This window comes from Agromyces zhanjiangensis (assembly GCF_040496055.1).
Classification (GTDB): domain Bacteria; phylum Actinomycetota; class Actinomycetes; order Actinomycetales; family Microbacteriaceae; genus Agromyces; species Agromyces zhanjiangensis.
Map to the genome: position 1 here is coordinate 279,101 of NZ_JBEPKB010000002.1, position 21,259 is coordinate 300,359.

Consider the following 21,259-nt stretch of genomic DNA (forward strand, 5'->3'; position numbering starts at 1 on the left):
ATCCGCGACTTGCCTCATTCGAACATGTGTTCGAACATTGAGGGGTGACGATGACCGCTCCCCGACCCGCGCCCGACGGTGCGATCGCCCCCGAGCCGGCGCCCGCCGCACGGCTCGAGCGGGTCGAGGAGCTGCAGGCGCGCATCCGCGGCATGCAGGCGACACGGCTCGACACGCGAGCCGTGCCCACCCACCCGGCACTCGCGAGCGTGCTGCCGGGCGGCGCGCTCCGCGAGGGTGCGGTCGTCCAGGTCGAGGGCTCGATCACCCTGCTCATGGCCGCCCTCGCCGGGCCGTCGCGGAGCGGGCGCTGGGTCGCGGTCTCGGGCATCCCGGAGTTCGGCGTCGAGGCGGCGGCGCGGTTCGGCATCGACCTGGAGCGGCTCGTGCTCGTGCCCGCCCCCGGGCGGCAGTGGCTGACGGTCGCCGCGGCGCTCGCCGACGTGATCCCCGTGGTCGCCGTGCGACCCGCCGGGCGGCTCGCCCCGGCCGAGGCCTCGCGGTTCGCGGCCCGGCTGCGACAGCGCGGCGCGCTGCTGCTCGTCGACGGCGACTGGCCGGGCAGCGATGCCCGGCTCGAGCTGGAGCGGAGCGACTGGAGCGGCCTCGAGCGCGGGCACGGGCATCTCGCCGAGCGCGAGGTCGTCGTCCGGGTCACGGGGCGCGGCGAGGTCGGCCGAGGCGCTCGGCGGCGACTGCGGCTTCCGGCGGGCGACCTCGGGTTCGCCGCGATCGACGAGACGGGCGCGTCGTCCGCGCTCCGCGCCGTCGGGGCCGGGAGCGGCAGTGAGCCGGCCGACGCACCCGAGCGCGACGAGGTCGAGCCAGCGGTCGCAGCGGCGGTCGCGGCATCCGCTCACGGCACGGCGCACCGACCCGACTACGCGGCGAGGGCCTCGTGAGCACGGGCGTGCGCACCATCGTGCTGTGGTGCCCCGACTGGCCGGTGCTCGCCGCGTGCCGCGAGCACGGCATCGATCCCGCGCTGCCCGTCGCCCTCACCGAGAAGGGGCTCGTGCACTCGTGCTCGCCCGCGGCGCGGCGCGACGGGGTCACGCGCGGGCTGCGGCTGCGCGAGGCGCAGTACCGCTCGACCGCGCTCACGGTGCTGGAGTACGACGCGGCGCTCGACCACCGCGCGTTCGAGCCGATCGTGCGCGGCGTCGAGGCGATCGTCCCGGGCGTGCAGGTGCTGCGGCCCGGCACGTTGGCGATGCGGGCGCGCGGTCCGGTCAGGTACTACGGCGGTGAGGATGCCGCGGCGCGAGCGCTCCTCGAGGCCGCCGCGGCCCTCGGCGTCGCGGGCCCGCGCGTGGGCATCGCCGACGGGCCGTTCGCAGCCGAGCAGGCGGCGCGGGCCGCGGGCGCCGCACCGGTCGCGGGCGCTCCGCGCGCTGCGGGCGGCGCGCGGACACCCGGCGAGATGCTCGCCGTGCCGCCGGGCGAGTCGGCCGCCTTCCTCGCGCCGCTGCCGGTCTCGCTCGTGGCTGACGCGCGCACCACGACCCTGCTGCACCGGCTGGGCGTCCGCACGCTCGACGAGTTCGCGGCGCTGCCCGACGACGACGTGCGGCGGCGATTCGGCGCGGCCGGCGCGTTCGCCCACGATCGGGCCGCCGGGCGCGAACGGTCGCTCGTGGCGCCGCGGACTCCCCCGCCCGACTTCGAGGTGGAGCAGCACTTCGAGCCGCCGCTCGAGCGGGTCGACCAGCTCGCGTTCGCGTTCCGGGTGGGGGCCGAGGAGTTCATCGAGCGGATGCGCGCCGTGCGGCTCGTGTGCACCGGCATCCGCGTGGAACTCGACGACGAGCGCGGCGGCCACTCGAGCCGCAGCTGGCTGCACCCGCACTGGTTCACGCCGGCCGACGTGGTCGACCGGGTGCGCTGGCAGCTGCAGGGTGCGGGCACGGCCGATGCGGGACTCGAGTCCGCGATCGTGCGCCTGCGGATCGTGCCCGAACGCGTCGACTCGACCGGCAACCACGAGGAGGGCTTGTGGGGCGGCGGGCCCGACGAGCGCGTGCACCACGGGCTCACGCGCGTGCAGGGCATGCTCGGGCACGAGGGCGTGGTCACGGCGGCGATCGGCGGCGGACGCATGCTCGCCGACCGCCAAGTGCTCGTGCCCTGGGGTGATCGCGCGCCCGAGCGCACCGCGGCCGCCGCCCCGTGGCCGGGGAGCCTGCCCGCGCTCGCGCCCGCGAGCGTGTTCCGCGACCGGCAGGCCGTCTCGCTCGTCGACGGTGCCGGCGCCGCCGTCTCGGTCGATGCGCGCGGGGCCATCTCAGCGGCGCCGGAGACGTTCGCCGTCATGGGGGGCCGGGCGGCGCCCGTGCGCGCCTGGGCTGGCCCGTGGCCGGTCGTGGAGCGCTGGTGGGACGCGGAGCGCGCCCGCCGAGTGCACCGCTTCCAGGTGGTCGACCACGACGGCTGCGCGTGGCTGCTCGTCCGCGACGCCGAGGGCTGGTGGGCCGAGGCGAGGTACGACTGATGGGCTGGAACAACCCCGAGATCCCGTGGTCCGAGCTCGAGCGGCGGCTCTCCGACCGGCAACGTCCGGGCGGTGCGACGACGGGGCGCTCGACGGTGCTGGGCGACGGCGGCGACAGCCCGGCCTGGAGCCGGAAGCGGCATCCGTACCGCCCGCCGGAGGCCGGCGAGCCGACTGCCGAGCCGGCGGCCGGACCGGTCGTGCCGTACGCCGAGCTGCACGCGCACTCGACGTTCAGCTTCCTCGACGGGGCGTCGGGTCCCGAGAAGCTCGTCGAGGAGGCGCACCGGCTGGGGCTCACCGGCATCGCGATCACCGACCACGACGGCTTCTACGGCATCGTGCGCTTCGCCGAGGCCGCCGAGGCGTACCCGGAGCTCGAGACCGTGTACGGCGCCGAGCTCTCGTTCGGGCTCAGCGAGCCGCAGATGGGCGCCGCCGACCCCGAGGGCGACCACCTCCTCGTGCTCGCCGCGCGCGAGGAGGGGTACCACCGGCTCGCGTCGGCGATCACCGCCGGCCAGCTCGCGGGCGGCGAGAAGGGCCGTCCGGTCTACGACCTCGACGACCTGGCGGCGCGCGCCGACGGGCACTGGGTCGTCTCGACGGGGTGTCGCAAGGGCGCGGTGCGCCGGGCGCTCGCGGGCGAGGGCGGGGCGGATGCCGCATGGCGCGAGCTCGACCGGCTCGTCGCGCTGTTCGGCCGCGACCACGTCGTCGTCGAGCTCACCGACCACGGCGACCCGCTCGACCAGGTGCGCAACGATGCGCTCGCGGCCCTCGCCGCCCGCGCGCGCGTGCCCGTGCTCGCGACGAACGCGGTGCACTACGCCACGCCCGGCGAGCACCGGCTGGCGTCGGCGCTCGCGGCGGTGCGTGCCCGGCGCAGCCTGGACGAGCTCGACGGCTGGCTGCCCGCGACCGACGGGCTGCACCTGCGCTCGGGCGCCGAGATGCTCGCCCGCTTCGGCCGGTACGGCGGCGCCGTCGAGCACTCGGTGACGCTCGCGCGCGACCTGTCGTTCCGGCTGCGGAGCGCGCGTCCGCGCCTGCCGCGGCAGGAGGTGCCCGAGGGCCACACGCCCATGTCGTGGCTGCGCGAGCTCGCCTGGCGGGGGGCCGAGCGGCGCTACCCGGGCGTGCCCGACCACGTGCGCGAGCGCCTCGCGAAGGAGCTCGACGTGATCGAGCAGAAGGACTTCCCGGGGTACTTCCTCATCGTGCACGACCTCGTGCAGGAGGCGCGCCGCCGCGGCATCCTCTGCCAGGGCCGCGGGTCGGCGGCGAACTCGGCGGTCTGCTACGTGCTCGACATCACCGGGGTCGACTCGATCTACTACGAGCTGCCGTTCGAGCGGTTCCTGTCGTCGCTGCGCGACGAGGAGCCCGACATCGACGTCGACTTCGACTCCGACCGGCGCGAGGAGATCATCCAGTACGTCTACGGCAGGTACGGCCGGCACAACGCCGCGCAGGTCGCGAACGTGATCAGCTACCGGCCGAAGGGCGCGGTGCGCGACATGGCGAAGGCGCTCGGCTACTCGACCGGGCAGCAGGATGCGTGGTCGCGCCAGGTCGAGCGCTGGGGTTCGGTGGTCGAGACCGACGAGCACGACATCCCCGAGCCGGTCGTCGAGCTCGCCGAGCAGCTGCTGACCTTCCCCCGGCACCTCGGCATCCACTCGGGCGGCATGGTGCTCACCGACCGGCCCGTCGGCGAGGTGTGCCCCATCGAGCACGCCCGCATGGAGAACCGGACCGTCCTGCAGTGGGACAAGGACGACTGCGCCTGGATGGGCCTCGTGAAGTTCGACCTGCTCGGGCTCGGCATGCTGGCCGCGCTGCAGTACACGTTCGACCTCGTGCGCGAGCACACGGGCGAGGAGTGGGAGCTCGCGACGATCCCGAAGGAGGAGCCCGCGGTCTACGACATGCTGTGCCGGGCCGACTCCATCGGGGTGTTCCAGGTCGAGTCGCGCGCGCAGATGGGCACGCTCCCCCGGCTGCAGCCCCGCTGCTTCTACGACCTCGTCGTCGAGATCGCGCTCATCCGACCCGGCCCGGTGCAGGGCGGCGCGGTGCACCCGTACATCCGGCGCCGCACGGGAGAGGAGCAAGTCGCCTACCTGCATCCGAAGCTCGAACCGGTGCTCCGCCGCACGCTCGGGGTGCCGCTCTTCCAGGAGCAGCTCATGCAGATGGCCGTCGCGGTGGGTGACTGCGACGCGGCCGACGCCGACCTGCTGCGTCGGGCGATGGGCTCCAAGCGCGGCGTCGAGAAGATCGAGCGGCTGCGCGCGAAGCTCTACGCGGGCATGGAGCGCAACGGCATCGACCCGGAGACCGCCGACGCCATCTACGAGAAGATCGAGGCGTTCGCGAACTTCGGCTTCGCCGAGAGCCACGCCATCAGCTTCGGGCTGCTCGTCTACGCGAGCTCGTGGCTGAAGCTGCACTACCCGGCGGCATTCCTCGCCGCGCTGCTGCGCGCCCAGCCGATGGGCTTCTACTCGCCCCACACGCTCACCGCCGACGCGCGGCGGCACGGCGTCGAGCTGCTGCGGCCCGACCTCGCGCGCTCGGGCGTGCACGCGGGGCTCGAGGCGCTCGAGACCGCGACGGATGCTGCAGGGCCGGCGGCGAACGGCGCATCGGGCCCCGAAGAGACGGCGACGGATGCCGCGGCGGGGGCGCGCGGCATCCGTCGCCCCACCGGCAGCCCGGGCTGCGCCGATGCCGCCCAGCCGCCCGTCGGGCCCTTCGACCGCGAGGCGCCGGACCGCTCGGCCGAGCACCGACGCGACGGCGCGTTCGCGGTGCGCCTGGGGCTCGCCGACGTCACCTCGATCGGCGCGAAGGTCGCCGAGCGGATCATCGCCGAACGCGATGCGCACGGACCCTACCGCGACATGGCCGACCTGTCGCGCCGAGCCGACCTCGATGCGACCCAGCTCGAGGCGCTCGCGGCCGCCGGCGCGTTCGAGTGCTTCGACCTGCGACCGCGGCAGGCGCTCTGGCTCGCGGGCGAGGCGGCGCAGGACCGGGCGGACTACCTGCCCGGCGCGGTGGTGGTGGTGCAGCCGCCGCTGCTGCCGATGCTGAACGACGCCGAGCAGGTCGTCTACGACCTGTGGGCGACGGGCATCTCCCCCGACGACCACCCGATCCGGCACGTGCGGGACCGCCTGGACGCGCGCGGAGTGGTGCGCATCGACCGGCTGCGCGGGGCGGAGTCGGGGCGTCGCATCGAGGTCGGCGGGGTCGTCACGCACCGGCAGCGGCCGGCGACCGCGAGCGGCATCACGTTCATGAACCTCGAGGACGAATCGGGCACGCTCAACGTGATCGCGAGCGTGGGAGTGTGGTCGCGGTACCGCCGGATCGCCCGCGAGGCGCCGGCGATGGTGGTCCGCGGGATCCTGGAGCGCTCGCGCGAGGGCGTGGTCAACCTCGTCGCGGACCGGTTCGAGCCGCTGACCGTGTCGACCACCAACCGGTCCCGCGACTTCCGGTGAGCGGCGCACCACCCGCGCGCGCCGCGAGCCTCCCTACGACGCCCCCTCCGGCCGCGCGGTCCGCCCCGCATCCAGCCCCACGGCCGCGACGTTGCGGATGAGCAGGATGATCCACGTGAAGACGAGGATGCCGGCCACCAGCTCGACCGCGGTCAGCGTGTACAGGCCGACGGCGAAGTACACGGCGAGCAGGAGGATCACGGCCATGAACGCCCACCCCACGACGAGGAACGTCCGCGAGGTGCCGGGGACCCAGCGCCGGAGCGCGACGACGAGGACGAAGAACGTCACCGCCATGCCCGACGCCGCGGCAGTGTGGATCCAGAAATGCGTGTCGACCGGGAAGATCCCGACGCCCGCCAGCAAGACCCCGATGAGCACGAGGCAGACGAGGACGTTGCGACGGCCGTGCGGATGGGACGTCGAGACGGTCGACGTGGCCCACCGCGCGAGCGTGGTCACGATGAACCCGGCCACGATGAGCGTCAGGTTGAACGCCCGCGCGGAGAGGTCGTTCGTCATCCCGAGCGCGCTCAGGTGCTCCGCCCACCAGTAGGGATCGGACGCGGTCAGCATGCTCGCGAGCATCCCCTCGACGAGGAAGACCGCGAGGACGATGGCGAGCAGCAGGAGGTCGAGGTGCGTCGCCGACGAGAAGACCACGTACGCGGTGACCGCCCCGGCGGATCCCGCGATCACGAGCAGCGGGATGGCGAAGACCGGCGCATCGATGAACGCGCGCTCGAGGATCACCGCGAGCAGCGTCCACGTGAGGAGGGCGATCACGCCATGGGCGATGGCGAGCGCCACGACGTCGAGCACGTCCAGCACCCCCATCCGGTCGCCCTCGCGCGCAGTCATGCTGAACCGGCCGAGGACGAACACGACGAACGCGACGACGGCGCTCGCCACCGCCGCGTACTCCCCGATCGAGCCGGGGCCGGAGATCGGAGCATCGCCCAGGCGGAACACCGGGATCGCGATCAGTCCCACGGCGATGAACGACACCGCGCCCGCCACGAGCGCAAGCGACTCGAGCGAACGCTCGGAGTCCAGGATCCGCTCCCAGGTCGCCTGGCGGTCGGTCGACACGGTTCCCTCCCTTCTGCGGGGCCTCGCCACGAGCCGCCGGATCGAATGGGGCGCGGGCCGCCTGGTCCCCGAGCGCCACCGTACCGCGTCGGCCCGCCGGGCGGCGACGACCGGCCTGCTGCGGCGGCGCGCAGGCGGCGATACGCTGGCCACGACCCGGACGCGCGACGCGCACGCGACGCGAGGAGGTCGCCGCATGGACGGAACGACGCGGGAACCGCTCTTCACGCGGCCCTTCATCCTGCTCGCCGTCGCCGAGTTGGCGTACTTCACGGCGACCGGGCTCACGCTCTTCGCCCTCCCGCTCTACGTCACCGGGCCCGTCGGGGGCGACGAGGCCTCCGCGGGGCTCGCGGTGGGCGTCTTCGCGGTCTCCGCACTCGTGCTGCGACCGTTCGCGGGCCGTGCGTCCGACCGCTTCGGCCGCCGGCCGATGCTGGTGGGTGGAGCGCTGCTGGCGGCCGCATCCCTGCTCCTGCTCACGGTGACGCAGGACCTCGCCGTCATCATCGTCCTCCGGCTGCTCGCCGGAGTCGCCGAGGCGGCCTTCTTCGTGTCGGTGTTCGCCGCGCTCGCCGACCTCGCGCCCGCCTCGCGCATCGGCGAGGCGCTCTCGTACAACTCGCTCGGGCTCTACCTCGGCATCGCGTTCGGACCGCTCGTCGGCCAGGTGCTGCTGGATGCCGGGGGGTTCCGCGCCGTGTGGCTCGGGGGCGCCGGCCTCGCCGTGCTGTCGGTGGGGCTCGCATTCCTCGTGGGCGAGACGCGGACCGCAGCGCCCGAGATCGGCGGTCGACTGCGGATCGTCCACCGTCCGGCGATCCCGATCTCGATCGGCTTCCTCAGCTCGCTCGCCGCGGTCGGCGGCTTCATCGCATTCGCGACGCTCTGGGCCGAGCGCATCGACCTCGCCTCGCCGAGCATCGCCCTCTTCGCCTACGGCGCCGTCGTCGTCGTGTGCCGGATCGCGTTCGCCCGGGTCCCCGATCGACTCCCGTCGCTCCCGCTCGCCGCCGCATCGCTCGTCGTCATCGGGATCGGCCTCGTCATCGCGGCCGCATGGCAGGACTGGGTCGGGCTGCTCGTCGCCGTCGTCTTCATGGGAGTCGGCATCACCTTCACGACGCCAGCCTTCTTCGCCGCGGTCTTCGCCACCGCCACCCCGTCCGAACGCGGCATCGCGTCGGGCACCGCCAGCGCCGCGCTCGACCTCGGCCTCGGAATCGGTCCCATCGCCCTCGGTCTCGTCGCGGCGCCGTTCGGCATCCCGTGGGCGTTCGCGCTCGCCGCGGCCATCGCGTTCGCGGGCGCGGCGTGGACGGCGGGCCTCGTACGGCGGTCCCCGGCACGCACGTGAGTGGCGATCCCCGTCGTGTCGAGCCGGGTGGTCGCGATCGATTCGCTAGCCTCGCCGGGTGCCCCCAGCCTCGAACGACCGATTCAGCCCCGATCGCTACGGCCAGGACGTGCTCGCCGGTGACTGGCGTGCCGCCGGACGGCGCGCGATCCCGGAGGTCCCGGCGACGCGCGACCTGGTGGTCGAACTCGCGGCCGACGGGTACTGCGGAGCCGTGGTCGGCGTCGAGAAGCAGACGGTGACCCTCGAAGACCGCCATGGCCGCACGCGCATGTTCCCGCTCGGCCACGGCTTCCTCGTCGACGGCGAACCCGTGCGGCTCATCGCGCCGAAGGCGACCGCGCCGCAGGGGCGAGTCCGCACGGCGTCCGGGTCGTTCGCCGTCGAGCCCGGCCGGCCGGCGAAGGTGGCCCTGCCGAGCCGCATCTTCGTCGAGGGCCGGCACGACGCCGAGCTCGTCGAGAAGATCTGGGGCGCCGACCTGCGGGTCGAGGGCGTCGTCGTCGAGTACCTCGAGGGCATCGACGACCTGGCGGCGATCCTCGACGAGTTCGAGCCCGGACCGCGTCGGCGCGTCGGCGTGCTCGTCGACCACCTGGTCGCCGGGTCGAAGGAGCAGCGCATCGCCGACGCCGTCATGCGCGGGCGCCATCGCGGTCACGTGCTCGTGGTGGGTCATCCGTTCATCGACGTCTGGCAGGGTGTGAAGCCCGCCCGGGTCGGGCGCGAGGCGTGGCCCGTCATCCCCCGCGGGACGTCGTGGAAGCACGGCGTCTGCGCGGCGTTCGGCTGGCCGCACGAGGACCAGTCCGACATCGCCCGGGCGTGGCAGCGCATCCTCGGACGGGTGCGCGGCTACGGCGACCTGGAGCCCGCCCTCCTCGGCCGCGTCGAGGAGCTCATCGACTTCGTCACCGCCCCGGAGGGCTGACCACCGTCGCTACGCGATGGTGGCGCCGAACGCGAGGCCGAGCACATACGTGACGGCGGCCGCGCCCAGGCCGATCGCGAGCTGGCGCATCGCCCGCCGCAGCGGCGGCGCCCCGGAGAGCAGGCCGACGGTCGCTCCCGTCAGCAGCAGCGCGATGCTCACGAGCACGGTCGCCGTGATGGTGGCGGCGAGTCCGGACATCCCGAGCATCCACGGGACCACGGGGATGAGCGCGCCCGACGCGAAGAACAGGAAGCTCGAGATCGCCGCGCTCATGCCGGTGCCGACGGCCTCGTCGTCGTGTTCCATCGTGCCGATCGCATCGGTGGGCGCCGGCTGTCGCTCGGCGGCCTGCACGCGCGCGAGCACGAGTGCCGCCTGGTCGACGGCCTCGTCCTGGGCCATCCCCCTCGCCCGGTAGACGAGCGCGAGCTCGTTCGCATCGAGGTCGAGGTCGCCGAGCGCGTCGCGCGCGCCGGGGTCGGGAGCGGACGCCTCGAGCAGCTCGCGCTGCGAACGGACCGAGACGTACTCGCCCGCACCCATCGACAGTGCGCCGGCGAGGAGGCCGGCGATGCCCGTGAAGAGCACGACAGGCGCGGGGACCCCGGTCGCCCCGATGCCGAGGACCAGGGCGAGGTTGGAGACGAGCCCGTCGTTCGCGCCGAACACGGCCGCCCGGAACGTGCCGGCAAGGCGTCGGCGGCCCCGCGCGGCGAGACCCCGCACGACCTCGCCGTGGATGCGCTCGTCGGCGGCCATCGCCGCGGTCGCGTGCGGGTCGGTCGAGTAGGGCGATCGGGCCTCCGCGCGCTGCGCGAGCGCGAGCACGAAGATGGATCCGAACCGGCGGGCGAGCGCGCCGAGCATCCGGGTGCGGATGTCGGCGCGCGGCACACCCGTCTCGTCGCCGCCGAGGAGCCGCAGCCAGTGCGCCTCGTGGCGTCCCTCGGCGGCGGCGAGGGCGAGCAGGATCTCGCGCTCCTCGCCGTCGCGTCGCGCCGCGAGTTCGCGGTACACGGCGGCCTCGGCGCGCTCGTCGGCGAGGTACCGCCGCCATCGGTCGCGGTCGGCCGCGGTCCCTCGTGGCTCCCCGTCGGGCTGGCGCGCTGCGTCTTCGGCGGTCATGGTGTGTGCTCCATCGGTTCGCAGACCCCGTGCCGCGGTGCGTCGGCGGTGTCGGGCGCCTGCGTCGTCGCGTGTCTCGACCCGGAGTGGGTCGTGCGAAAGGCTAGCGGCGCGGATGCCCCGGGGTCGTGCCGCGGGACCGGATTGGCAGCATTTCGGACCGCCGAACGGCGACGGCGACGGCGACGCGAGCTCAGCCGACGAGCTTCTGCCAGCCGTCGCCCTCGGCGTGCTCGAAGATGAGGTTCGTCTCGGTGTGGGCGACGGCCGGGTGACCCGTGAGGTGGGCGAGCACGAACTCGCGCAGCTCCTCCGCGTCGCGGGCGGCGACGTGGAGCAGGTAGTCCTCGGCGCCGGCCATGTGGAACACGCCGATCACGCCGGGCAGGTGCGGCACCGCGTTGCGGAAGGCGTCGATCTCGCTGCGGTCGTGCTTGACCAGCCGGATCGCGATGAGCGCCTGCAACGACACGCCGAGTGAGACGAGGTCGACGTCGACCCGGTAGCCGCGGATGGTGCCGAGGCTCTGCAGCCGGCGCAGTCGCAGCGACACCGTGGACTCGGCCACGCCGACCTCGGCGGCGAGGGCCGCGCCCGACGCGCGCGCGTTCTTCGAGAGGGCGGTGAGCAGCGCCCGATCGACTCGGTCGAGTTCCGCTTTCTGCACCATGGTCGAGATCCTCTCGGTCGAGCACGAACCTTCTTCGCCGATTCTCTCGCTTTTGCAAGCTTCTTCGCAAGACACCCGAATGAGTGACAGATTCTGTAATCTGCTCGCATGCTGACACCGTCGTCGAACCTCGAGACCCGTGCCGTCCACGCTGGAATGGAAGGGGTGGGCGAGGAGGGTTCCCACGTTCCCACCATCGATCTTTCCACGACGAACCCGCTCGGCGACGTCGAGAACGGCGGAATGTCCTACGAGGAGCTCGCGACCGGCGGCTGCCTCACCGAGGGTCGCTCGGCGGTCTACCAGCGACTCTGGCAGCCCGGGGTCGCCCGCTTCGAGACCGCGCTCGCCGACCTCGAGGGGGCCGACGGCTCGGTCGCGTTCGCGAGCGGCATGGCCGCGCTCGCCGCGACGCTCATCGCCGCGACGACGGCCGGCACGCCCCACGTCGTCGCCGTGCGACCGCTCTACGGCGGAAGCGACCACGTCCTCGAGAGCGGGCTGCTCGGCACGAGCGTCACCTGGACCGACGTCGACGGCATCGCCGCGGCCATCCGCCCCGACACCGGCCTCGTGATCGTCGAGACCCCGGCGAACCCGACGCTCGAACTGCTCGACCTCCGACGGGTGGCGGATGCCGCGGGCCGCGTGCCGCTCCTGGTCGACAACACGTTCGCGACCCCGGTCCTGCAGCGTCCGCTCGAGCACGGAGCGACGCTCGTACTGCACAGCGCGACGAAGTACCTCGGCGGGCACGGGGACGCGATGGGCGGCGTCGTCGCCGGCCCGACCGAGTGGGTCGAGCGTCTCCGTCGTGTTCGCGCGCTCACGGGCGGCCTCCTGCACCCGATGGGCGCATACCTCCTGCACCGCGGCATCCGCACCCTTCCGATCCGCGTCCGGGCGCAGCAGGAGACGGCCGGCGAACTCGCACGTCGTCTCGAGGCGCACCCCGCCGTCGCGCGCGTGCGCTACCCCGGCCTCCCCGGCCAGGACCCGCAGGGCCTGATCGGCCGCCAGCTCGCCGGCGCCGGGTCGATCATCGCGATCGAACTCGCGGGCGGCTACGACGCGGCCTGCCGGTTCACCGAGGCATGCCGGCTCGTGACGCACGCCGTCTCGCTGGGCGGCGTCGACTCGCTCGTGCAGCACCCCGCATCACTCACGCACCGACCCGTCGCCGCCCACGCCAAGCCCGACGGCGGCGTCGTGCGGCTCTCGATCGGGCTCGAGCACGTCGACGACCTGACCGCCGACCTGATGGCCGCGCTCGACGCTGCGGCGGACGCTCAGGACCTCGGACGCTCGTCCGAGCTCGCCGCGTCGGCCGACGCGCTGGGCTGATCGGGCGCACCCGGGTTCCGGATCCCGATCCACGACACCAGGCCGCCGACGACGAGGAGCGCCGCGATCACGACCGCCGTGCGGCGGTAGCCGTCGACGTCGAGGTCGCCCGCGACGATGACGCCGATCGACGCGACTGAGACGAGACCCGCGATCCGGGCGACGGCGTTGTTCACCGCTGAGCCGATCCCGGCTCGCGACGGGTCGACGGCCCCGAGGATCGCGGAGGTCAGCGGCGCGACGGTCATCGCCATCCCGAGGCCGACCACCACCATGCCCGGGAAGACCTGCCACCAGTACTGCACGGGCACGTCGACGACCACCGTCAGCAGATAGCCGACGCCGACGACGATCGGTCCCGCCGTCATGAAGAACCGCGGACCGAACTTCCCGCCGAGCGTGCCGAACCAGGAGCCGAGGAGCACGAGCAGCACCATCGGCGGCAAGGTGGCGAGTCCGGCCAGCGTCGCCGGGAATCCGCCGACCTCCTGCAGGAAGATCGGCAGCGCGAACAGGCCCAGCATGAACGCGGCGTAGATGAACCAGGTGGCGAGGTTGCCCGCGGCGAAGTTGCGCGCCCGGAACAGCGACAGCGGCAGCATCGGCGTGGGCGCGCGCCGCTCCCACGTCACGAACGCGACGAGCGCGACGACGCCCGCCGCCGCCGGGACGAAGACCAGGGGGTCGGCCCAGCCGAGGCGGCCCTGCTCGATGAGTGCGAAGACCAGGCCGCCGAGGCCGACGACGCCGAGGGCCGCACCGAGCCAGTCGACGCGCGCGCGATCCGGGTTCGGCTCATCGCGGCCGAGCGGGCGCATCATGATCAGGGCGACGGCGATCGGCAGCACGTTGATCGCGAAGACGAGTCGCCAGGACACGAGGTCGACGAACGCGCCGCCGAGGATCGGACCGACCAGGAACGCGCTCGTGGTCCACGCCGTCCATCGGCCGATCGCCCGGCCCTGCTCGTCGGAGGAGAAGTTGGCGATGATGAGGGCGAGCGAGCTCGGGACGAGCAGCGCGCCGGCGGCACCCTGGAGCGCGCGCGCCACGATGAGCACCGTGCCGTCCATCGCGATCGCGCACGCGACCGAGGTGACGCCGAAGCCGTAGAGCCCGATCCGCAGGATCCGCAGCCGACCGAAGGAATCCGAGAGCGACCCCGCCAGCAGGATCAGCGAGCCGAGCGTGAGCAGGTACGCGTCCACGGCCCATTGTTGGAGGGTGAGCCCGCCGCCGAGGTCGGCCTCGATGGCGGGCAGCGCGATGTTGATGACAGCGCCGTCGAGGAACGCGATGAACGCGACGACGATCGCGATGACGAGCACGCGCGTGCGTCGGTCCATGCGCGCCATGCTACGCCCGGCCTCCGTCGACGTCGGCGGCCGGTCAGCGTCCGGAGAGCCGCTTCCGCAGCATCTCGATGCGCGACTGCAACTGCGTCACGGTGGCGTGGGCGACCTCGGGGCCGCCGCACGCTCGCCGCAGCTCGGCGTGCACGAGCGAGTGCGCCTGCCCCGTCTGGCGGGCGTAGAGCCCGACGAGGCTGTTGAGCAGCGAACGCTGCTCCTTGAGCGTGCGGTACAGCGCGACGGGCTCGGCGCGCTCCTCGCCGTCGGTGCCGTCCGCTTCGCCCGCGGCGAGCGCGTGCTTGCGCCGGTCCGATGCGCGGCGGGCCTGGCGCGCCTGGCGATGGCGGAGCAGCTCGTGGACCTGCTCGGGCTCGAGGATGCCGGGGATGCCGATGAAGTCGAGCTCCTCGTCGCTGCCGGGCTCGGCGAACGTGCCGAAGTCGGTGCCGTCGTACACGACGCGATCGAAGGTCGCGTCGGAGCCGAGGGCCTGCCAGGTGAACTCGTCCTGGAGCTCGTCGGACCCCTTCTCCTCGCGGTTGGCGGCCTCGAGCAGCCCGTCCTCGAGGCCGGGGTCGTCGTCGCCGTCGCCGCTCCGTCGGTCGAGGGCGTGGTCGCGCTGGCGCTCGAGCTCGCCGGCGAGCGACATCAGCACGGGCACGTTCGGGAGGAACACCGACGCCGTCTCGCCGCGTCGGCGGGCCCGCACGAAGCGCCCGATGGCCTGCGCGAAGAACAGCGGCGTCGACGAGCTGGTCGCATAGACGCCGACCGCGAGGCGCGGCACGTCGACGCCCTCGGACACCATGCGCACGGCGACCATCCAGCGGCTCGTGCCCTCCGAGAACTCCTCGATGCGGCTCGAGGCCTCCTTCTCGTCGGAGAGCACGACGGTGACCTTCTCGCCGCACACGCGCTCGAGGATCTCGGCGTAGGCGCGCGCGGTCGACTGGTCGGTCGCGATCACGAGGCCGCCGGCGTCGGGAATCGCGTGGCGTACCTCGGTGAGCCGCCGGTCGGCGGCCTGCAGGACCGATGGGATCCACTCCCCCGTCGGCTCGAGCGCGGTGCGCCAGGCCGCCGAGTGGATGTCCTTCGTCGCGTCCTCGCCGAGGCGCGCCTCCATCTCGTCGCCGGCCTTCGTGCGCCAGCGCATGCTGCCCGCGTAGACCATGAACAGCACGGGTCGGACGACGCCGTCCTGGAGGGCCCGGCCGTACCCGTAGTCGTAGTCGGTCCGGGAGAGGCGCACGCCCTGCTCGTCGGGCACGTAGTCGACGAACGGGATGGGCGCGGTGTCGCTGCGGAACGGCGTGCCCGTGAGCGAGAGCCGTCGCGTCGCGGGCTCGAAGGCCTCGCGGATCGCGTCGCCCCACGAGAGCGTGTCGCCGCCGTGGTGCACCTCGTCCAGGATCACGAGCGATCGCCCCGACATGGTGAGCTCCCGGTGCAGCGCCGGGCGCACGGCGACCTGCGCGTACGTGACTGCGACGCCGTGGAAGTGCCGGGCCGATCGCCCGTGGGCGTTCCGGAAGCCGGGGTCGAGCCGGATGCCGACTCGCGCCGCGGCATCCGCCCACTGGCGCTTCAGGTGGTCGGTGGGGGCGACGACCGTGATGCGGTCGACCGTGCGCCGGGCGCGCAGTTCGGCGGCGAGGCGGAGGGCGAAGGTCGTCTTGCCGGCGCCCGGCGTCGCGGCGGCGAGGAAGTCGCGCGGCTCGGAGGCGAAGTACTGCTCGAGCGCCTCGGCCTGCCAGGCGCGGAGCTTCGACGCGGTTCCCCACGGCGCGCGGGCCGGGAACGAGGGTGAGAGGTGTTCGGCGGCCGAGGTGCCGGGCAGGTGGCTGCCGGTGGGGGTCGCGTTACTCACTCTGCAGCACTGTAGTCGAGTCGACCGACACGGATGTCGCGTCCGCGGGCCGTCAGGCCACAGCGGCCGCCATCACCGGGCGCAGGATCCGATACGCCTCGCGCGGTGGGACTCGGGCGAACGGTTCGAGCCTCAGGATGTACCGGCTGAAGATCAGCCCGATGACGACCTGCACCGCGGCGTGGGCTCGAGTGCGGGCGCGATCGTCGGGAAGGTGGTCGGCCAGTGCATCCACGACCTCGTGTTCGATGTACTCGCGGAACGAGCGCAGGAGCTCCGGATCCGTCATCGCGGATTCGATGAACGTCCGCATCGACGAACTCAACGCGGGGTTCTCCCACGTCAGCAGCACCGCGCGAAGGAGACGATCGGCGATCCGAGCCGGGTCGTGGCCAGCCACGCCTCGTACGACGCGCGCAGGTCGGAGTTCGAGCGCGAGCGCAGCGGCGAACAGGTCGCGCTTCGAACCGAAGTAGTAGCTGACGAGAGCGACATCGACATCTGATGCGGTGGCGATCGCCCGCATCGTCGCCCCGTGGTACCCCCGATCGAGGAACGCGGTACGCGCTTCGCTCAGGATGCGCTCGCGTCGGCTCGGACCGCCCCCGATCGGGCGCCCCCTCGATCTATTCATCGGATCCACCGTACTGTGCGCTCGACCCCCGCCCGGCCGTGGAGCACGACCAGTCCCCGAATTTCAACGCAGTTGCAGCGAGTCGGCCGACGCATCCACGCTTGAGCCCTACCGAAGACGGAGAGGTACCCACGATGACCGCTGAGATCCCCACATCCTGGACGACTGCTCGCCTGGTCGAGCCATCCGCGAACGGCTTCCTGTATGTCGGGATCAGCTCCGGCCGATGGCCGATCCCGCCGGCACTGCCCTCGAAGCGACGTCTGGCGGCCCTGGCCCGATTGCACGAGCTGCGAGCGCTGTTCGCCACCGACGATCGCGTGCGACGCGCCGACGTGTTCCGCGCGACGCTGGTGCCGCCCGGAGCCAGTCGCGGGTTCGAGGGGCAGTACTCGGATCAGGCCGTGTACGACGCCGTGCTTCTCGTGGAGAGCGGCTCCGTCGATGACGCCGCTGCGCTCGCCGCCCACCCCGCCGTCGCCGCGCTCGGCGAGGCGTTCCCGACTCGGTTGACGTTCGCCGCGAGGAACGTGCGCCGGATCAACCCGGTGGACCACGAGCGGCCCGGGGTGTTCCTGTTCAACTACTTCACCGCGGACGACGTCGCCGGCAACCTGCACGCCTGGCAGTACACGGCGGGCTGGTTCCAGGACGAGACCGCCCTCGACAACTCGACCGTCCTGGAGCCGGTCGACGGGGCGAACTTCACGCTCGTGAACCATTGCCGGTGGGACCACTACCGGGACATCATTCCCGCACTCGTCACCCGACGCAGCTTCCGGAGCTTCGTTCTGCGGACGTTCGCCGACAGTCGAGTCGCGCCGAGGCCGGTGCTCTACGCACTCGACCGATCGCGGCACTCGCCCGCTCGGCCCACGGTCGATGGGGCGACACCCGCACGACCATCGCGTGGATGAGCGCCCGAGCGATCGCCGGTCGGCGCACGTGCAGAATGGGAGGATGGTCACCCAGCAGCATCCCTGGTCGAGATATGTCGCGATCGGCGACTCGTTCACGGAGGGCATCGGCGACCCCGAGCCCGGCGTCCCCGGCGGCCACCGCGGCTGGGCCGACCGTGTCGCCGAGGTGCTCTCGCAGGGCGCCGACGACTTCGCCTACGCGAACCTCGCGATCCGGGGCCGGCTCATCCAGCAGATCATCGACGAGCAGGTCGAGCCCGCGGTCGAGCTGCGGCCCGACCTCATCACGATCTCGGCCGGCGGCAACGACGTCATCCGTCCTCGGACGGACCCGGACGAGATCTCCGCCCGCTTCGAGTACGCGATCGAGCGCCTCGCACGCGACCGGGCGACGATCGTGATCTTCACCGGCGTCGACGTCGGCTTCTCCCCCGTGTTCCGCGGCATCCGCGGCAAGGTCGCGATCTACAACGAGAACCTTCGCGCGATCGCGCAGAAGCACGACTGCCTCGTGGCCGACCAGTGGGCGCTCGCGGAGATCCAGGACCAGCGCATGTGGGACCGCGACCGCCTGCACCTGAACGCGCTCGGCCACCACACCGTCGCCCGGATGGTGCTGCAGGCGCTCAACGTCGAGAACGACCTCGAGCCGATGAAGCCCGAGCCGCTGCCCGAGCGGTCGTGGCGCGAGGCGCGCACCGAGGACCTCTCGTGGGCGCGCGAGTACCTCGTGCCGTGGGTGATCCGTCGCATCCGGCACCAGTCGTCGGGCGACCTCGTGACACCGAAGCGACCGGCGGCCGGCCCGTATGCATCGCGTCCGGAGGCGACGCCGGGCGACTGAGCCCGGCGAGCCGGCCCGGCCGCGGCGGGCTCAGCCGGCGGGCGGCTCGGCGACGACGCCCTCGTCGAGCGCGCCCGGGTTCGACAGGCGCCACCAGGCGCCGGGGTCGCTGAGCGTGCCGTCGACCACGAGCGGCACCTCGATCACCTGCGAGCCGGCCGTGACGGTCGCGACGCCGACCTCCTCGCCGTCGCCGACGAGCCGGAGCGCGTCGGCCTCGACGGCGACGTCGACTGGCGTGTCCGACCACACGACGACGGTCGCGCCCTCGCTCGCCCTCGCCTCGGCCGAGTCGCCCCACGGCGTCGCGTAGGCGGCCAGCGGCCGGCCGGCCTCGAGGGCGACGACCTCGTGGAACCCTGGTCCGATCGAGTCGACGAGCCCGGCGACGGCCTCGCGCACGATCGCGTGCGTGTCGCCGCCGAGCACCACGCCGACGAGGGTGACGGATGCCTTGCCGACGGCGACGTCGGCGGAGAACAGCAGGTTCGCCGCGTCATCCGTCGTGCCCGTCTTGATGCCGTCGATCCCGTGCGTGCCGAGCAGGCGGTTGGAGTTCTCGATCGTGCCGAGTTCGGGGATGTCGACCGACTGCGTTGCGACGATCTCGGCGAGCATCGGGTTCTCGAGGGCGATCTCGCCGAGCCTGACGAGATCGGCGGCGGTGCTGACGTCGTCGAGGGAGAGCCCGCTCGTGTCGACGACACGGGTCTCGGTCAGGCCGTGCTCGTCGAGCCAGGCGGTCGCCCGCCCGACGTAGGCGTCGACCGAGCCGAACGCCCAGTTCGCGATCGAGATGCTGTAGTTGTTGCCCGACGGCAGCATCATCGCCTCGAGGCTCTCCTTCAGAGAGAGCTCGGAGCCCGCGACGACGGGCGCGACCGAGCCGTTCTGGGCGACCATGTCCCAGTAGATGTCGATGTCGGCGTCGGTGTAGGCGATCTGCGGGCCGCCCTCGCCCTCGGGGATCGGGTGCTCCTCGAGCACGACGAGCGCGGTGATGACCTTCGCGATGCTCGCCATCGGCATCGACGCGTCCTCGTCGCCCGCGGCCACGAGTCCGTCGAAGCCGACCGCGCCGACCGCCCACGTGCCGAACCCGGGCTGGTCGACGGCCTGCGCCTCGGCGACGACGGGCGCCGGGTCGTCGATCGCGGGCTCGGCGACCGGGATCGGCGCTCCGAGCGCCGACGAGGTGTAGATCCCGCCGCTGACGAACAGGCCGAGGAGGACCGCGAGGACGGCGACCGCGACGATCCGTCGACGTCGGTACACCGCGGCCGACGGTTTCGAGGGTCGGGTCGGAGTGGGCGGGGCCGGGTCGAGCGTGCGAGACATCCGTTGCAGGATACCCAGCCGGCCTATGCGAGTGCGTACAGCGCCACGGCGGCCGCGGCCGCGACGTTCAGCGAGTCGACGTCGTGCGCCATCGGGATCGTGACGATCGTGTCGGCGGCGGCGAGCGCCTGACGCGAGAGGCCGTCGCCCTCGGCGCCGAGCACGAGCGCGAGCCGCTCCGGCGGGTCGGCCGCGAGTTCCCGGAGCGTGACGGCGTCGTCGGCGAGGGCGAGGGCCGCGACCCGGAACCCCTGCGCCGTGAGGAGCTCGCGCGCCTCGGCCCATTCGGGCAGCCGAGTCCAGGGCACCTGGAAGACCGTGCCCATGCTCACGCGCACGCTCCGCCGGTAGAGCGGGTCGGCGCACCGCGGCGTCACGAGCACGGCGTCCGCACCGAGGGCCGCGACCGACCGCAGGATCGCGCCGACGTTCGTGTGGTCGACGATGTCCTCGAGGATGACGACCCGCCGGGCGTCCCCGAGGAGGTCCGCCGGGTCGGGCAGCTCGGGCCGCTCGAACGCGGCGAGCGCGCCCCGGTGCACCCGGTACCCGGTGATGGCCTCGAGCCCCGCGGGGTCGGCGAGGTGCACGGGGATGTCGAACGGCGCCAGGTGCGGTTCGAGGTCGGCGAGCCACTTCTCCTCCATGAGCACGGAGCGCGGCGTGCAGCCGGCCGCGATGGCGCGCCGGATGACCTTGGCGGACTCGGCGATGAACACGCCCCGCTCGGGCTCGGTGATGCTCCGGAGCGCGACGTCGGTGAGGCGGGCGTAGTCGGCGACGGCGTCGGATGCCGCGTCGGTGACGTGTTCGATGCGCATGGGGGTCCTTCCCGGGTCGGTCCGCGTCATCCGGAAACATTCCGGTAAAGCCGCATGTCTAGAATCGCAGCACCGTCGAAGGGAGACGCGCGTGGTCACTGGGCTCGAGGCACCGGCGCCGTCCGACGTGCTGCTCGACGAGGCGATCCGCCTCATGCACGGGTCGCGGGTCGCCGTGCTGACGGGCGCCGGCGTCAGCACCGACTCGGGCATCCCCGACTACCGGGGCCAGGGTGCGCCGGTGCGCACGCCGATGACGATGCAGACGTTCGTGGCCTCCGAGACGGCGCGCAAGCGCTACTGGGCCGGCAGCCACCTCGGCTGGCGCACCTTCGGCACGGCGCAGCCGAACGACGGGCATCGGGCCCTCGCCCGGCTCGAGGAGGCGGGCGTCGTCTCCGGGGTCGTGACGCAGAACGTCGACGGGCTGCACCGGCGCGCGGGGAGCTCCCACGTGGTCGAGCTGCACGGCGCGTCCGACCGCGTGGTCTGCCTGTCGTGCGGCCAGGTGTTCGCGCGGCAGTCCATCGCCGACCGCCTCGCCGACCTGAACCCGCACATCGACCTCGACGTCGCGATCCGGCCCGCCCCCGACGGCGACGTGGAGGTCGACGACGTCGAGTCGATGGTCATCCCCGCGTGCACCGTCTGCGGCGGCACGCTGAAACCCGACGTGGTGTTCTTCGGCGAGTTCGTGCCGACGCCGGTGTACCGGCAGGCCGCGGCGCTCGTGCAGCGGGCCGACGTGCTGCTCGTGGCCGGTTCGTCGCTCGTCGTCAACTCCGGGGTGCGCCTGCTCGAGATCGCCCGCCGCCGGCGCGTGCCGATCGTGGTCGTCAACCGCGGCATCACCAAGGGCGACAGCCGTGCGACGGTGAAGCTCGACGCGGGCGCGACCGAGACGCTCACCGCGATCGCGGCCGCGCTCGCCTGAGACGCAGCCGGGCCCCGG

At 73.2% G+C, this 21,259-nt stretch carries 17 protein-coding genes; 9 read left to right on the top strand and 8 right to left on the bottom strand.

Going from position 1 to position 21,259, the window contains the following annotated elements; translation table 11 throughout:
• The first annotated feature begins 50 nt into the window (after positions 1-50).
• From imuA' to ABME02_RS04525, 3 genes are read left to right on the top strand one after another with little or no spacing between them, the layout of a single operon-like run.
• Positions 51-902 carry a DnaE2-dependent mutagenesis accessory factor ImuA' gene (imuA', locus tag ABME02_RS04515; RefSeq protein ID WP_353814086.1) on the top strand — a complete coding sequence of 284 codons (852 nt, stop codon included), beginning with the start codon at positions 51-53 and terminating at the stop codon, positions 900-902.
• Complete coding sequence (locus ABME02_RS04520) at positions 899-2,491, top strand: DNA polymerase Y family protein (RefSeq protein ID WP_353814087.1); 1,593 nt, start codon at positions 899-901, stop codon at positions 2,489-2,491. Before imuA' ends, ABME02_RS04520 begins: the two co-directional genes overlap by 4 nt.
• Positions 2,491-6,006: an error-prone DNA polymerase gene (locus tag ABME02_RS04525; RefSeq protein ID WP_353814088.1), complete on the top strand. Its 3,516-nt coding sequence runs from the start codon at positions 2,491-2,493 to the stop codon at positions 6,004-6,006. Before ABME02_RS04520 ends, ABME02_RS04525 begins: the two co-directional genes overlap by 1 nt.
• Positions 6,007-6,039: 33 nt before the next feature.
• Here ABME02_RS04525 and ABME02_RS04530 read toward each other — a convergent pair whose 3' ends face one another.
• Positions 6,040-7,098, bottom strand: coding sequence for a DUF998 domain-containing protein (locus ABME02_RS04530; protein WP_353814089.1), 1,059 nt, complete (start codon positions 7,096-7,098; stop codon positions 6,040-6,042).
• Between the two features lie 196 nt (positions 7,099-7,294).
• Here ABME02_RS04530 and ABME02_RS04535 point away from each other — a divergent pair, with 196 nt between their 5' ends.
• Both ABME02_RS04535 and ABME02_RS04540 read left to right on the top strand, forming a co-directional pair.
• Complete coding sequence (locus ABME02_RS04535) at positions 7,295-8,455, top strand: MFS transporter (RefSeq protein WP_353814090.1); 1,161 nt, start codon at positions 7,295-7,297, stop codon at positions 8,453-8,455.
• Positions 8,456-8,513: 58 nt separating this feature from the next.
• Positions 8,514-9,386 carry a DUF3097 domain-containing protein gene (locus tag ABME02_RS04540; protein WP_353814091.1) on the top strand — a complete coding sequence of 291 codons (873 nt, stop codon included), beginning with the start codon at positions 8,514-8,516 and terminating at the stop codon, positions 9,384-9,386.
• Between the two features lie 9 nt (positions 9,387-9,395).
• Here the strand turns inward: ABME02_RS04540 and ABME02_RS04545 are convergent, their stop codons facing one another.
• Together ABME02_RS04545 and ABME02_RS04550 are read right to left on the bottom strand one after the other, a co-directional pair.
• Positions 9,396-10,514, bottom strand: a complete 1,119-nt coding sequence (locus ABME02_RS04545; RefSeq protein ID WP_353814092.1) for a VIT1/CCC1 transporter family protein — start codon at positions 10,512-10,514, stop codon at positions 9,396-9,398.
• Between the two features lie 193 nt (positions 10,515-10,707).
• Positions 10,708-11,184 carry an Lrp/AsnC family transcriptional regulator gene (locus ABME02_RS04550; protein WP_353814093.1) on the bottom strand — a complete coding sequence of 159 codons (477 nt, stop codon included), beginning with the start codon at positions 11,182-11,184 and terminating at the stop codon, positions 10,708-10,710.
• Between the two features lie 108 nt (positions 11,185-11,292).
• Here ABME02_RS04550 and ABME02_RS04555 point away from each other — a divergent pair, with 108 nt between their 5' ends.
• Positions 11,293-12,528: a trans-sulfuration enzyme family protein gene (locus ABME02_RS04555; protein ID WP_353814094.1), complete on the top strand. Its 1,236-nt coding sequence runs from the start codon at positions 11,293-11,295 to the stop codon at positions 12,526-12,528.
• Here the strand turns inward: ABME02_RS04555 and ABME02_RS04560 are convergent.
• Genes ABME02_RS04560 through ABME02_RS04570 form a run of 3 tightly spaced genes read right to left on the bottom strand, consistent with a single transcriptional unit; the run spans position 12,474 to position 16,384 of the window.
• Entirely contained in the window at positions 12,474-13,874 is a 1,401-nt protein-coding gene (locus ABME02_RS04560) for an MFS transporter (RefSeq protein WP_353814095.1), read from the bottom strand. The genes ABME02_RS04555 and ABME02_RS04560 overlap by 55 nt on opposite strands.
• A gap of 43 nt (positions 13,875-13,917) precedes the next feature.
• Positions 13,918-15,750 carry a DEAD/DEAH box helicase gene (locus tag ABME02_RS04565; RefSeq protein WP_353814096.1) on the bottom strand — a complete coding sequence of 611 codons (1,833 nt, stop codon included), beginning with the start codon at positions 15,748-15,750 and terminating at the stop codon, positions 13,918-13,920.
• A 52-nt stretch (positions 15,751-15,802) separates the two neighbouring features.
• On the bottom strand, positions 15,803-16,384 hold the full coding sequence (locus tag ABME02_RS04570) for a TetR/AcrR family transcriptional regulator (protein WP_353814097.1): 582 nt from the start codon (positions 16,382-16,384) through the stop codon (positions 15,803-15,805).
• A 134-nt stretch (positions 16,385-16,518) separates the two neighbouring features.
• On the opposite strand from ABME02_RS04570, the gene ABME02_RS04575 reads away from it, so the two are divergent.
• Together ABME02_RS04575 and ABME02_RS04580 are read left to right on the top strand one after the other, a co-directional pair.
• Positions 16,519-17,301 carry a hypothetical protein gene (locus ABME02_RS04575; RefSeq protein WP_353814098.1) on the top strand — a complete coding sequence of 261 codons (783 nt, stop codon included), beginning with the start codon at positions 16,519-16,521 and terminating at the stop codon, positions 17,299-17,301.
• Positions 17,302-17,344: 43 nt separating this feature from the next.
• A complete protein-coding gene (locus tag ABME02_RS04580; RefSeq protein WP_353814099.1) occupies positions 17,345-18,148 on the top strand; it encodes an SGNH/GDSL hydrolase family protein in 804 nt (267 codons plus the stop codon).
• 30 nt (positions 18,149-18,178) lie between these two features.
• On the opposite strand, the gene ABME02_RS04585 is transcribed toward ABME02_RS04580, so the two are convergent.
• Together ABME02_RS04585 and ABME02_RS04590 are read right to left on the bottom strand one after the other, a co-directional pair.
• Positions 18,179-19,486: a D-alanyl-D-alanine carboxypeptidase family protein gene (locus ABME02_RS04585; protein ID WP_353814100.1), complete on the bottom strand. Its 1,308-nt coding sequence runs from the start codon at positions 19,484-19,486 to the stop codon at positions 18,179-18,181.
• Between the two features lie 23 nt (positions 19,487-19,509).
• The gene (locus ABME02_RS04590) at positions 19,510-20,307 is read right to left on the bottom strand and encodes a TrmH family RNA methyltransferase (RefSeq protein ID WP_353814101.1); all 798 of its coding nucleotides are present in this window, start codon (positions 20,305-20,307) and stop codon (positions 19,510-19,512) included.
• Positions 20,308-20,461: 154 nt separating this feature from the next.
• Here ABME02_RS04590 and ABME02_RS04595 point away from each other — a divergent pair, with 154 nt between their 5' ends.
• Positions 20,462-21,241: a Sir2 family NAD-dependent protein deacetylase gene (locus tag ABME02_RS04595; protein ID WP_353814399.1), complete on the top strand. Its 780-nt coding sequence runs from the start codon at positions 20,462-20,464 to the stop codon at positions 21,239-21,241.
• The last annotated feature ends 18 nt before the right edge of the window (positions 21,242-21,259 follow it).

Coding starts and splice junctions, on each gene's coding strand:
- imuA' (WP_353814086.1), top strand. CDS start 51: ATGACCGCTCCCCGACCCGCGCCCGACGGTGCGATCGCCCCCGAGCCG.
- ABME02_RS04525 (WP_353814088.1), top strand. CDS start 2,491: ATGGGCTGGAACAACCCCGAGATCCCGTGGTCCGAGCTCGAGCGGCGG.
- ABME02_RS04535 (WP_353814090.1), top strand. CDS start 7,295: ATGGACGGAACGACGCGGGAACCGCTCTTCACGCGGCCCTTCATCCTG.
- ABME02_RS04545 (WP_353814092.1), bottom strand. CDS start 10,514: ATGACCGCCGAAGACGCAGCGCGCCAGCCCGACGGGGAGCCACGAGGG.
- ABME02_RS04550 (WP_353814093.1), bottom strand. CDS start 11,184: ATGGTGCAGAAAGCGGAACTCGACCGAGTCGATCGGGCGCTGCTCACC.
- ABME02_RS04555 (WP_353814094.1), top strand. CDS start 11,293: ATGCTGACACCGTCGTCGAACCTCGAGACCCGTGCCGTCCACGCTGGA.
- ABME02_RS04560 (WP_353814095.1), bottom strand. CDS start 13,874: ATGGACCGACGCACGCGCGTGCTCGTCATCGCGATCGTCGTCGCGTTC.
- ABME02_RS04570 (WP_353814097.1), bottom strand. CDS start 16,384: ATGAATAGATCGAGGGGGCGCCCGATCGGGGGCGGTCCGAGCCGACGC.
- ABME02_RS04575 (WP_353814098.1), top strand. CDS start 16,519: ATGACCGCTGAGATCCCCACATCCTGGACGACTGCTCGCCTGGTCGAG.
- ABME02_RS04580 (WP_353814099.1), top strand. CDS start 17,345: ATGGTCACCCAGCAGCATCCCTGGTCGAGATATGTCGCGATCGGCGAC.
- ABME02_RS04585 (WP_353814100.1), bottom strand. CDS start 19,486: ATGTCTCGCACGCTCGACCCGGCCCCGCCCACTCCGACCCGACCCTCG.
- ABME02_RS04590 (WP_353814101.1), bottom strand. CDS start 20,307: ATGCGCATCGAACACGTCACCGACGCGGCATCCGACGCCGTCGCCGAC.
- ABME02_RS04595 (WP_353814399.1), top strand. CDS start 20,462: ATGCACGGGTCGCGGGTCGCCGTGCTGACGGGCGCCGGCGTCAGCACC.